Origin of the sequence: Brachybacterium sp. NPDC056505 (assembly GCF_042794925.1) — a bacterium.
Lineage (GTDB): Bacteria > Actinomycetota > Actinomycetes > Actinomycetales > Dermabacteraceae > Brachybacterium > Brachybacterium kimchii.
On record NZ_JBHTSV010000035.1, the window covers coordinates 13,659 to 23,960 of the forward strand.

General features: G+C 71.2%; 15 protein-coding genes. All 15 read right to left on the reverse strand.

Going from position 1 to position 10,302, the window contains the following annotated elements; translation table 11 throughout:
• Positions 1-92 precede the first annotated feature (92 nt).
• Complete coding sequence (locus tag ACFQ53_RS14420) at positions 93-596, reverse strand: phage tail tube protein (RefSeq protein ID WP_377860839.1); 504 nt, start codon at positions 594-596, stop codon at positions 93-95.
• Positions 597-616: 20 nt separating this feature from the next.
• Entirely contained in the window at positions 617-1,051 is a 435-nt protein-coding gene (locus tag ACFQ53_RS14425) for a minor capsid protein (protein WP_377860841.1), read from the reverse strand.
• Positions 1,048-1,392 (reverse strand): hypothetical protein, encoded by a 345-nt coding sequence (locus ACFQ53_RS14430; RefSeq protein ID WP_377860843.1) that lies wholly within the window; start codon positions 1,390-1,392, stop codon positions 1,048-1,050. The genes ACFQ53_RS14425 and ACFQ53_RS14430 overlap by 4 nt, the downstream gene beginning before the upstream one ends.
• A gap of 12 nt (positions 1,393-1,404) precedes the next feature.
• Positions 1,405-1,725, reverse strand: coding sequence for a hypothetical protein (locus ACFQ53_RS14435; protein ID WP_377860845.1), 321 nt, complete (start codon positions 1,723-1,725; stop codon positions 1,405-1,407).
• Entirely contained in the window at positions 1,722-2,138 is a 417-nt protein-coding gene (locus ACFQ53_RS14440; protein ID WP_377860847.1) for a hypothetical protein, read from the reverse strand. Before ACFQ53_RS14440 ends, ACFQ53_RS14435 begins: the two co-directional genes overlap by 4 nt.
• A 125-nt stretch (positions 2,139-2,263) precedes the next feature.
• Positions 2,264-3,112, reverse strand: a complete 849-nt coding sequence (locus tag ACFQ53_RS14445) for a N4-gp56 family major capsid protein (protein ID WP_377860849.1) — start codon at positions 3,110-3,112, stop codon at positions 2,264-2,266.
• A gap of 12 nt (positions 3,113-3,124) precedes the next feature.
• Positions 3,125-3,835, reverse strand: coding sequence for a hypothetical protein (locus ACFQ53_RS14450; protein WP_377860851.1), 711 nt, complete (start codon positions 3,833-3,835; stop codon positions 3,125-3,127).
• A 49-nt stretch (positions 3,836-3,884) separates the two neighbouring features.
• Positions 3,885-4,976, reverse strand: a complete 1,092-nt coding sequence (locus tag ACFQ53_RS14455) for a phage minor capsid protein (RefSeq protein ID WP_377860853.1) — start codon at positions 4,974-4,976, stop codon at positions 3,885-3,887.
• Positions 4,977-4,979: 3 nt separating this feature from the next.
• Positions 4,980-6,557, reverse strand: coding sequence for a phage portal protein (locus ACFQ53_RS14460; protein WP_377860855.1), 1,578 nt, complete (start codon positions 6,555-6,557; stop codon positions 4,980-4,982).
• On the reverse strand, positions 6,544-7,803 hold the full coding sequence (locus ACFQ53_RS14465; protein WP_377860857.1) for a PBSX family phage terminase large subunit: 1,260 nt from the start codon (positions 7,801-7,803) through the stop codon (positions 6,544-6,546). The genes ACFQ53_RS14460 and ACFQ53_RS14465 overlap by 14 nt, the downstream gene beginning before the upstream one ends.
• Before the next feature lie 17 nt (positions 7,804-7,820).
• Positions 7,821-8,315, reverse strand: a complete 495-nt coding sequence (locus ACFQ53_RS14470) for a ParB/RepB/Spo0J family partition protein (protein ID WP_377860859.1) — start codon at positions 8,313-8,315, stop codon at positions 7,821-7,823.
• Complete coding sequence (locus ACFQ53_RS14475; protein WP_377860861.1) at positions 8,278-8,610, reverse strand: hypothetical protein; 333 nt, start codon at positions 8,608-8,610, stop codon at positions 8,278-8,280. Before ACFQ53_RS14475 ends, ACFQ53_RS14470 begins: the two co-directional genes overlap by 38 nt.
• Complete coding sequence (locus tag ACFQ53_RS14480; protein ID WP_377860863.1) at positions 8,603-8,989, reverse strand: hypothetical protein; 387 nt, start codon at positions 8,987-8,989, stop codon at positions 8,603-8,605. The genes ACFQ53_RS14475 and ACFQ53_RS14480 overlap by 8 nt, the downstream gene beginning before the upstream one ends.
• Positions 8,990-9,235: 246 nt before the next feature.
• Positions 9,236-9,727, reverse strand: a complete 492-nt coding sequence (locus ACFQ53_RS14485) for a hypothetical protein (protein ID WP_377860865.1) — start codon at positions 9,725-9,727, stop codon at positions 9,236-9,238.
• Positions 9,724-10,212: a hypothetical protein gene (locus ACFQ53_RS14490; RefSeq protein ID WP_377860867.1), complete on the reverse strand. Its 489-nt coding sequence runs from the start codon at positions 10,210-10,212 to the stop codon at positions 9,724-9,726. The genes ACFQ53_RS14485 and ACFQ53_RS14490 overlap by 4 nt, the downstream gene beginning before the upstream one ends.
• Positions 10,213-10,302: the final 90 nt, after the last annotated feature.

Here is a 10,302-nt window from a genome sequence, read left to right on the forward strand (position 1 = left end):
TGTGTGTGGTGGGGGGGCGGGCGCGTGGGGGTGGGGGGGGGGGGGGGGGGGCGGGGGGCCCCGGGGGGGGGGGGCCGCGCGGCCGGTGGGGGTCAGGAGCCCGCCGGGGGCTCCTCGGCGGTCTCCGCGGGGTTCGCGATGGTCTCCCGCTTGCCGGTGCCGGTGAGGGTGATCGTCGCGGTGGACAGGTCCGTGACCGATCCGCCGTCGTCCGTGAAGCCGGCCTGCGCGCGGCCCTGATATGCCTCGTCGCCGCCGTCACGGTTGAACCAGCGCACGAGGACGGTGCCGTCCACGCCGAACTGATCCGAGGCGGTGCGCACGATCTCCTGGCCCGGGTCATAGGCCTTGTCCGCGGACATCTTGCGGAGGGCCTTGACCTCCAGGGACCAGGACTGCCCGGTGCGGACCTGCGACGTCCAGCCGTCGCTGTCATAGTCGCTGTCGTCCTCGAGGTTGTCCTCCTTGCCGGGGGTCAGCTCCTGGATGCCGCGGAGGTCGATCCACTCCGCGGCCTCCGGGTCGGCCGAGCCCGCGAGGACCTGGACCTTGAACTTGCGGGCGAGGGTGCTCACCTTGTCTGCGGTGGTAGCCATGGGTGGCTCTCCTTCGTGTGTCAGAACGGCCGGTGCCGTGTCGGGGTGTGGGTCTGCATGTAGTAGGTATCCGCTTGCTCCCAGCGCCGGTTCCCGTCCTGCCCGAGGGGGGCCGAGACCTGGCGGTGGCATTCGATGACGGGCACGCCGCCGAGGTCGCCCGTCCACGCCTGGAGGACGTCGAACACGGCGCCGGAGGTCGCCCACGTCGTGCGGGGGTCCGTGGTGCCGCGCACCCGGACCTGGACCGCGATGGTGGAGTCCGAGAACGCGGGGTCATCGGTCACCGTGTAGGCGGTGAGGGTGACCACACGGTCAGGGGACTCGGGGACGGCGGCCATGGCGATCACGGGCCCGGGACCGGTGAGGGTCCCGGACGGCGACCAGGACGCGATGCCCTCCCCGTCGAGGAGAACGGCGAGACCGGTCACGATCGCCTCGTGGGTCGTGGTCACAGCGCCCCCTTGATCGCGTCCGCGATGATCCGGCGGACCATCTCCTGGTTCGATGCCAGGGCGTGCTCCAGCCACTTCGCGGACCTGCCGCCGTCGTGGTGAAGGGTCATGTCCTCGTGCTGCCGGACGGCGTAGGGGGTGTCATAGGAGATGACGGCCCGGAGGGATCCGGCATCGGCCGACGTGCGGCCGGACCGCTGGAGGGTGCCCTCCTCGATCGGGACCTTGTCGTTCGCCTCGGAGAGGACCGCCTCCGCCGCGAGGGCGAGACCACGCGCGGCAGCCACGCGCACCTTCTCGTCCACCGGGTCACCAGCCGAGACCGTGAAGTCCTTGGACACGGGTGCCTCCTGTCAGGTGAGGGTGACCTCCACATGGGAGGGGAGGCCGAGGGCGTCACCGTCGCGGGCGTTGCACCCGATGACCTGGGCGTCACGCCCGGGCAGGTGCACGAGCGAGCCGACGGTGAACACGGGGGCCGCCGCCAGGGCGGCGTACACGGTCGCGGACGACACGACCTCGGTGCCGTCCGCGTCGCGGACCAGCTGCCTCGTGTCGTCCCGGTAGCACGGGATCGGGTCAGAGGTGGGCTCGTAGGTGTCGCCCCACGCCCCTCCCCCGGTGAATGTGTCCACCGTGACCTCGTGGATGAAGAACTCCTCGATCCCGCTCACCCGATCACCCAGACCCTCCGGTCCCGTACCGCCGCGTCCAGGAGGGACGCCGCCGTGGGCGTGAGGGTGGAGACCGCGGCCGCCTTGTCGTCGGCCGCCCGGGCCGATGCCTGGTAGGACAGGGACGCGGAGCCGATGGACTTGGAGGCGACGACGCCGCCGGTGCTCGTGCCCGCGACACCAGCCGAGGGGTCGATACCGAGCGCGGCCCAGGCGGCGACCTGAGTCACCACGGCCACCTTGAACGCGTCCGCGATCGCCGGGTCCTGCGGGTAGCCGTCGCCGTCGGTCACGTAGAGCGCGGTACGGGTGTAGCCCTCCACGAGCGCGGAGGCGTAGACCAGCTGGGCGCCCACGTCACCCTGGGGCTCCAGGCCCTCGGGCAGGTCGTCCTTGGTCGCATAGGTGCGCATGAGTGTTCCGTTCTGTGGAGGGGTGGACGGCGGGGCTGGCAGGCGCCGCCATGACAGCCAGGGAGGGGATCCTGGCCGGTTGCGCCTTCACGGGTCCGCTCCCGCGCCCCGCCGTCCGGTCTAGGTCAGCCCGCCGAGGCGGTGCCGAGGGTGCCGACGGCCACGCCCTTGTCGGTGAGGCGCTTCACCGCGTAGTGGAGCGTGGTCACGACGTCCGTGGAGCGCGCGAGCGCGTGACGCTCGGTCTCCACGATCGGGCGCTGCTTGTACAGCAGGCCCAGGGACTGGTTCTTGAGGACCAGGAACTTCCCGGCCTCCACGCGATCGGACACGTGCAGGGGCACGCCGCCGATCAGGCCGAGGCCACCGGTGCGAACGGGGGTGTCCGCGCCGAGCTTGGAGGCGTTGATGAACTGGTCGTCCGCGAACGCCTGCGCGAGCTGCGCGGAGTTGATGAAGACGCCCGCGAACTGCGCGGGGTCCCAGTCATCTCCGAACTGCGCGATGGCCTCCACGAGGGCGCCCCAGCCGAACGCGGTGGCCTCGGTGGTCACGGCGTACGGGGTGCCGTTCGTGCCGCCGGACAGCTGCGCGGCGGTGATGAGGTCCGCGTCCACCTTCCGGGCGGCGAGGATGCCGAACTGGCGGCGCGCCTCGGCCTCCGGGTCACCCATGCCGACGAGGCGGCCCCGGTCGGTGATGGTGACGGCCTTTCCGGCCTCCTTGATCTTCGCGGAGGACTTGCTCGTGGTGAGCTTCTCCGGGGTGATCGCGGTTCCCTCGGTGAGGTCGTCCAGCTCGCCCAGGGTCCCCCACTTGGGGAAGTTGATGGTCTCGCCGGGCTGCCCCGAGAGGGTGTCGTCGGACTTCACGGCCGCGGAGGCCGCGACCTTCACGGCCCCGACGAACTCGGCCTGGGCCATGTCCCCGTAGACCTCGGGGACGATCAGATCTGCGCTGGTGGTGTTCGCCATGATGGCGTCTCCTTACTTGGATGCCGCGAGGCGGCGGTACGTGTCCGGGTCGGACAGGAACAGCTCGTTCCGCTGCTGCATGTCCATGTCCCGGAACTTCTGGGGGGTGATCGCGCCGTCACCGGTCCCGCCGGTGAAGTCAGCGCCAGATCGCGCCGCCGCCTGGGTGGCCGCGAGTCGGGGGGCGTCCTTGATCGCGTCCCGGATCGCTCCGGTGATCGCGTCCTGGTCGGACGGGTCCAGGTCTGTGATCCGGTCCAGGAAGGACCGGGAGTCGAGGAGCGCGGCGGCGTCACCGTTCGCGGCGGGCGCGGCCCGGTAGACGGCGAGCTCGACGCGGGCGGTGCGGGCGTCCTGCTCGGCCTTCTCGCGGGCCTGCCGGTCGGCCTCGGCGGCCTTCACGGGGTCCTCGGTGTCGTCGTCGGTCTCGATGCCGGCGGCCTTGAGGATCGCGGCCACGCGGGCGTCAGCCTGCTCGCGCTCGGTGTTGCGGGCGGTGCGGTTCTGGGCGGCCTCGTCGCGGGTCTTGCGGATCAGGGTCTGCGCCCAGTCGGGCAGGTCCTCCACGGACTGCGTGCCCTTCTCCGGGCCGTTGCTCGGCTCGGTGGGGGCCTGGGGGGTCGGGGGCGTGTTCGCCTCCTGGGCGGGCGCCTGCGCGTCCTGGGCCGCGTTCTGCGCCCCATCGGTGGTGCCGCCGTCGGTGGTGCTGGCCTCGTCAGCCATGGTTCCCTCCTGGGGAGTTGGGTGGTCCCGGCGCCTGGCCGGGTGTGGGTCAGCGAGCCTTGAGGCTCTCTCGGTACGCAAGATTCTTGCGCCCGTTCTCCTCGCGCCACGCCTTGAACTGCGACTGGCGGGCACGGAGTCTGGTGCGGGTCCGCTTCGCCTCCGGCGAGTCCGGCCCGTAGAACGCGGCGTCCATGTCGGCGCGGCGCTTCCAACCGCGGATCTGCCGCTCGTAGGAGCGCTGCCGTTGCCGTGTCTCGTAGACCTTCGGGTCTGCCGGCGCCGCCTCCGCCCGCCTGGAGTAACCCGGCAGGTACAGGCCCACGGTGTGGGTGCAGTTCGGGTGCTGGAACCCGGCGGCGCGCGCCCGGTCGATCGTCCCGGCGACGCGCACCCCATCCTTGAGGCGGCCACGGGTGCGTCCCGTGAGGGACAGGACGCGGCCCTGCCAGGGCGAGCACTCCGGGCAGGACTCCGGGGACGTGGAGACCTTCACGAGGTCCTGCCCCAGGTCCTTGAGCTGGTCCGTGTGCCCGGCGATCGCGGCCTGCCCGGCCGTGGTGCGGGTCGCCATCTCCGCGTAGGACGCGAGGTCCCAGCGGCGGCCGGACCGGTCACGGAACGCCCGCACGCCCCGGTCGGCGTACTTGCCGAGGGCGGAGCGTGCCGCCTCACGACGCGACGCCGTACCGGTGAGGACCTGCGCGGTGGTCTCCGCGGTGACGTCCTGGTACATGTCCGAGACGGCGCGGACCACGCGCGGGGCCGCGCCCGCCTGCGTCGCCACGAGGGACTCCACGAGCGCCTGCACCGCATGGGAGGCGTTGATCCCGCCCAGGGGCTCCGGGACGATGCCCAGGCCCTTCACGTCGAGGTGCGCCGCGGTGAGGCCCTGCTGGTAGGCCTCCGCGATCACGCGCTCGAACAGGGCCGGGGCGGCCTCGTCCAGGCGCCGCATGTACCGGTCCAGCTCCTGGAGGACCCCAGGGAGCTCCGCGGCCTTCTGCTGCGCCCAGTCCGGGGCGTCCAGCCCATCCGCGAGACGTCGGGTAACCACGCGGACCGCGTGGTCCTCCGCTGCCTCGTAGATCAGGCGGACGCGCTGGGCGACCTCACGGGCCATGTCGGGGGACGCGGGCATGGGTCACTCCTCGCCGGTCGGCTCCTCGTCTGGCTCACCTGCCGTGGGGAGACCAGACCCGAACGCGCCGAGGAACTCGGGATCCGGGGCCGGTTCACCCGCCTCCTCCTGGATGCGGGCCACCTCCTCGTCCACCTCCGGGTCCGACCAGTCCGGGTGGACCATCTGCACGCGCGTCTTGACGGACGCGGCCTGCGCCTGGGCGAGGAGCTGCGCGGTCCGGGCCAGGGCCTCCATGGACTCCTGGACCGAATCACCGAACTGGACGGAGACGGGCAGGGACGGGTCCGCGGCCGACTTGAACACGGCCCGGTCGATCGCGAGGGCCTTCACGGCCAGCGTCGCCAGCGCGCCCTTCCATGCCCGGATCTTCCGGTCGCGGGTCATGAACGACCGGCGCTCCCGGGACTGGACCTCGGTGGCGGTCATCGCCCCACCCGCGGCGTCCATACCAAACGTCTGCGCGGAGTAGCCAGCGGAGCGGAGGATCTGCGAGAGGAGCGCCGAGACCGTCTCCTGGTGCTCCTGCACCCGGATCTGGAACTGCACCGCCTGGATCGGCAGGCCACCGTCGGAGTCCATCGCGGACGGCGGCGTATTGATCGCCTCGTACACCTCGCGGTCCAGGTCCAGCGTGGAGCCCTGCCCGGGGCCATTGTCCTCCAGCGCAGACTGCGCGGCGACGATGCGGGCCTTGCCGATGCGGAGGTCCCGCATCCACGACGACCATGCCTCGTCCAGCTGGTCCAGGAGGGGCTCCAGCCCGTCGAGGTCGGAGCGGCCGAGGTTCGCCCCCAGCGGGTGCTCCCGCCAGATCCGGTTCGGCAGCTGGTTCGGAATGTAGGCGACGTCCAGGCCGGGCGTCTCGGTGGAGACGATCGAGTCCTCGTCCACAACCTCGGCGAGGCCCGCCGTGGCGGACGCTTCGGTGAGGGGGACGACCCGGCCGAGGGTGGAGTCCGTGCCCTGGTACAGCTCGTGCCGGATGACACCGATCCCGTGGGCGTCGACCTCGTGGCGCTCCAGGTGCCGCCACACGGTGCCACCATCACGGCGGACGGTCGCCCAAAACGTGACGGCCGCGAGGCGGCCCCACCGGAACGTGGGGATCGCCCGGTCCGCGTCCACGCGGGTAATGAACGGGTGCGCCTCCAGGGACTGGTCCCAGGTGACGCGGAGGTACACGCCGCCGAGCGCCGCGCCGACCTCCGCGGCGGAGGCGAGGACGTTGTGGGCGCCCTCCCCGAGGATCAGGTCCAGCCGCTCCTGCGTCTTGGGGTCGTCCACGATGATCGTGGGCGGCTCCCCCAGGAGGAGGTCGGAGGACGCCTGGCAGAGGTCCGCGGCCACGGGAACGTGGATCTTCGTCTGGGGGCGCGTGGCCTCCTCCTGCGCCTGCCCCCAGAACCAGCGGCGGAACCGGCCGAGGATGCCCATGGTCCGTGTGCTGGTGCGGCGGGAGTCCTGCGCGTACAGGGTCGTGAGCTTCGCGGTGTCGCCCGAGTACCAGGCGGACCAGCGGGCCATGGCGGGGAGGACCTCCTGGAGCTCCTCCGGGGGCCACGCGTCACGCTGCGGCATCTTGTGACCTCCTGGTCCATTCGTCTATCCACGGCCGCCATACGGTCTCCGTGGTCGTGATCGCGTACCGCATCGCGTCCAGCGAGTGGTCCGCGACCTTGAGGGGCTTGTCCTCGCCCTTGTCGGTGGCCTTCGGGTCCCACGCGTAGGAGGGGGCCTCCTCGATCACGCCCGCGCACCGGTCGCTGATGTGGAGGGCGCCGAGGGTGAGGAGCGAGGCGACGGTGCGGATGCCGTAGGCCACGTGGTTGTTGCCGTCCATGACGCGCCGCTCCCCGTCCAGTCGCATCTGGACCTTGAGGGAGGCAGCGGCGGGGTCGAGGATCAGCCACTCGGGGATGAGGTCGGGCTGATCGGGTAGGTGGGGCTCGTGGAGCCAGTCGCGGACCTGCGCCGAGATTTGCGCGTCGGTGAGGCGACGGCCGGAGACGGATGGGTCGTGCCGCCACTCGTCCACGAGGTAGAGCGTGTCGTCCTCCCCCAGGCCGAGGATCACGGCGGAGGACGGGTTGGTGGTGCCGTAGTCCATGCCGGCGGCGAGGAGGCGGCGCATCCGCGGCAGCGTCTCCCATGGGATGACGTGCTGGGCGGGGTCCCAGGAGTCGTAGATCGCGCCCTCCGCGCTGACCCACTCCCCGAGGATGAACCGGCGGTACCAGAGGCCCGTGAACTCCCGCTTCTTCGCCTCCACGTACTCCGCCGACAGGGCGGGGTTGTCGTCCATCGTGAAGTGGAAGATCCGCCAGTCCGGGAGGGCGTCCAGGCGGTTGAGGTAGCGGCGGCGGAGCCAGTGGGACTGGCTGTCCGGGTTCGTGGTGAAGAACAGGGTGGCGCCCGGGATGGACAGGCGACCGAGGAGCTGCACGAACGTCTGTTCCGGCATGAGCGTCGCCTCGTCCACGTACGCGCCGGCGAGGGTCAGGCCACGGATCACGGCCTCCGAGCGCTTGTCGGAGAACCCGACGAGCTGGACCTCGCGGCCCATGATCCACGCGACGTTGGACCCGCGGGTGTGGCGGACGATCGACGGGTGGAGGTTCACGAGGGGGTCCAGGACGTTCCGCTGGATCGTCGTCAGGGTCCAGCCGAGGATCGCGAGGTGCCCCTCCGGGGAGGTCGTCGCGTACTCCGAGAACCGGATCAGGGAGGCGATCGTCTTGCCCGACCGGATCGAGCCCTCCCAGCCGTTGACGGCGCCGGTGGATTCGAGGATGGATGCCCGCTGGGCCGTGGACAGGCCAGGCATGAGCATCCTCCCTCCGGTCAGTCCCCCTGGTTCAGGTCGTAGCCGCAAGACGGGCAGAGGCGCTCCGTCGGGCCGGACGGGGTGGGCGTCGGCTTCTCCGGTGGGCCGGCGAGGTCGCGGAGGAGGTCGTCCAGGTCGTCGCCGTCGTAGCCGGTGCCGGCGTACCCGTCGAGGGACTGGAGCATGACGACGAGGGCGGCGGTGTCGTAGTCCGCGAGGTCGCTGGTGCGGTTGTCCGCGAGGGCGATGCGTGTGGCGGCGTCGTCGTCCAGGTTCAGGAGGATCGCGGGGACCGTGGTCATGCCGAGCTGGCGGGCGGCCTGCGCGCGGTGGTTCCCGGCGATGACCTCCAGGGGGCGGCCCGTGTGGGTGCCCTGGTTGACGATGATCGGCTGGTACACGCCGTTGGTCCGCATGGACTCCACGACGGCGCCGACGTCGCCCTGGCGGGGGTTGCCCGGGAGGAGCGCGAGGTCAGCGACTGGTATGTGGTGGATGGTGAGGTCGTGCACCTGCTGCCTCCTCCCGGGAAGTGAGGGGGGCGGTGAAGCCGTCGGCCATCGCGGTGATGCGCGCCTGGAACTCGTCCACGGCTGCGGCCGTGTTCGGGGTGATCGTCACGTACGTGGACCCATCGGCGGCGGTGGTGATGCCGTCCGCTTCCACGGGGATCGGGAGGTCAGCATGGATCCGGCCCTCGGCCAGGATGTTCCGGCGGCCGGTGAAGCCGGGGCGGACGTTCGCGAGCCGCACCCGGTACTCGATGACGATGGGCTGGTCGGCGGTGGCGATGGGCTGGTCACTCATTCGGGGCCTCCTCGCGCTGGATGAGGGTGGACAGGAGCGATGCGGCCTCAGCGACCCCGGCTCCCTGCTGGGGCGTGTACAGGCCGAGCAGCTTGGCCTGCTGGTCGTTGGCCTTGAGGATCACGTCCGCGGAGCGAGGGTCCTTCACGGTGGCCATGTGAGCGCGGACGATCATCTGGCCGCGCTGGAGGATCATGTCCCGCGCAAGCTTGAGGTTCTCGTCCTTGTGTTCCAGGGCCTGCTTGTTGACGATCCTCGCCACGGTGGACTTGGACAGTCCGGTCTGCTGGGCGACCTTCGCGTAGGCGAGGCCGGAGGCTGCGAGCTGGTAGACGCGGAGGTCGCGGTCCTCGCGTTCGATGGATCGTCTTGTGGCCATGGGTGCGTTCTCCGTCTAGGAATGACTGGAGCCCACCACCCTGTGGGGTGATGGGCTCGTGTGCGGCGCCTGGCCGCTCATGGTGTTGGTGCGGCCGCCCGGCCCGAGAGGATGAGGGCCGGGCGGCCTGCTGGTGTCGTGCCGGGGAGCGCCCGCCGAGGTGCTCGACCCAGTAGTGACCAGTCGATCAGAATCTACAGGTGATCGTGCGCGCGCGCAAGTCCCCATGCGTGGGCGCACCCCAGGCTACTCCCCCGCCCCTCCGAGCACTCTGGCTTTGCGCAGGCGCTCCGTGAACTCGTGCGCCTGCCGGCGCTCGGCAGGGACGAACTGGAGATAGCGCTCCAGCACCGCGGCCTCCTCGTCGGGGCGCCCCAGCTTGCGGAGGATGATCGCTGCGTGCCGGGTGTACGCCGGTGCGGGCTCGCTGCCTCCACGGCCCTGCTCGGCGCCCTGGATCGCCTGGTAGCAGAGCGCGAGCGCGTCCTCGTTGCGGCCCTCGCGCTTCGCCTGCTTGATGGGCTCCACGAGCTCCAGGTAGTGCACGCCGTCCACGGTCCCGGCCTCTATCTCGCGGGCCTGCCGAGGACTCGATGCGGCCTGGTCGCGGAGCATCGCCTGGATGTCCTCGTGGTGTCGCTGGGCGCGCTCCTCCGTGGTGGTCGGCGCCGGTCGCAGTGCCGGAGTGGTGGCGGGCTCCGGGGCCGACTTGAACAGGCGGGAGAGGATCCCCATCATTCGGCGGCTTCCTCGGCAGCGGCCACCTGCTCGATGCCGGCCTGGATCTTGTCCCGCACCTTCCGGGCCTGGGCGATCTTGTCCGCCTTCACGCCGACCGTGTACACGTTGCCGTCCTTGAGCTCCATCACGAGGTACTCGGCGGGCAGGTTCGCTTTCTTCCGGGCCGAGCCGATGCCGCCGCCGAGGACGGCACCGAGAGGGCCGAGGAGGACCGCGCCGATGATCGCACCACCCGCGACACGACCAACGGACGTGCGCTCCCGGTAGGCCTCCTCCGTGCCGGTCGAGACCGCCGCGACGTCCGCGATATTGAAGCGCTCCGTGCGGATCCTCGCCCCGTCCTGGTGCATGTACTTCATCGCGCCGTCGAACGCGAGGTTCACGTACCCGTCGCCCCCGAGGTTCAGCATGGCGGGCTCGTAGGAGGTGCCGGTCTTGCGCTCGGCGAGGGTCTTGCCGAGGGGCTGGGTCCAGAATCCCATCGTGGGGTCCTTCCGGTGGTGTGTGGGGTGCTGTTCAGGGTGCCAGGTGGGTGGGACGTTCGAGGGCGGTCGGGGTCACGATCGCGTTGC

Excerpts from the sequence above, each read along its gene's own strand:
- ACFQ53_RS14420 (WP_377860839.1), bottom strand. The coding sequence starts at position 596 with ATGGCTACCACCGCAGACAAGGTGAGCACCCTCGCCCGCAAGTTCAAG.
- ACFQ53_RS14440 (WP_377860847.1), bottom strand. The coding sequence starts at position 2,138 with ATGCGCACCTATGCGACCAAGGACGACCTGCCCGAGGGCCTGGAGCCC.
- ACFQ53_RS14445 (WP_377860849.1), bottom strand. The coding sequence starts at position 3,112 with ATGGCGAACACCACCAGCGCAGATCTGATCGTCCCCGAGGTCTACGGG.
- ACFQ53_RS14450 (WP_377860851.1), bottom strand. The coding sequence starts at position 3,835 with ATGGCTGACGAGGCCAGCACCACCGACGGCGGCACCACCGATGGGGCG.
- ACFQ53_RS14455 (WP_377860853.1), bottom strand. The coding sequence starts at position 4,976 with ATGCCCGCGTCCCCCGACATGGCCCGTGAGGTCGCCCAGCGCGTCCGC.
- ACFQ53_RS14460 (WP_377860855.1), bottom strand. The coding sequence starts at position 6,557 with ATGCCGCAGCGTGACGCGTGGCCCCCGGAGGAGCTCCAGGAGGTCCTC.
- ACFQ53_RS14465 (WP_377860857.1), bottom strand. The coding sequence starts at position 7,803 with ATGCCTGGCCTGTCCACGGCCCAGCGGGCATCCATCCTCGAATCCACC.
- ACFQ53_RS14475 (WP_377860861.1), bottom strand. The coding sequence starts at position 8,610 with ATGAGTGACCAGCCCATCGCCACCGCCGACCAGCCCATCGTCATCGAG.
- ACFQ53_RS14480 (WP_377860863.1), bottom strand. The coding sequence starts at position 8,989 with ATGGCCACAAGACGATCCATCGAACGCGAGGACCGCGACCTCCGCGTC.
- ACFQ53_RS14485 (WP_377860865.1), bottom strand. The coding sequence starts at position 9,727 with ATGATGGGGATCCTCTCCCGCCTGTTCAAGTCGGCCCCGGAGCCCGCC.
- ACFQ53_RS14490 (WP_377860867.1), bottom strand. The coding sequence starts at position 10,212 with ATGGGATTCTGGACCCAGCCCCTCGGCAAGACCCTCGCCGAGCGCAAG.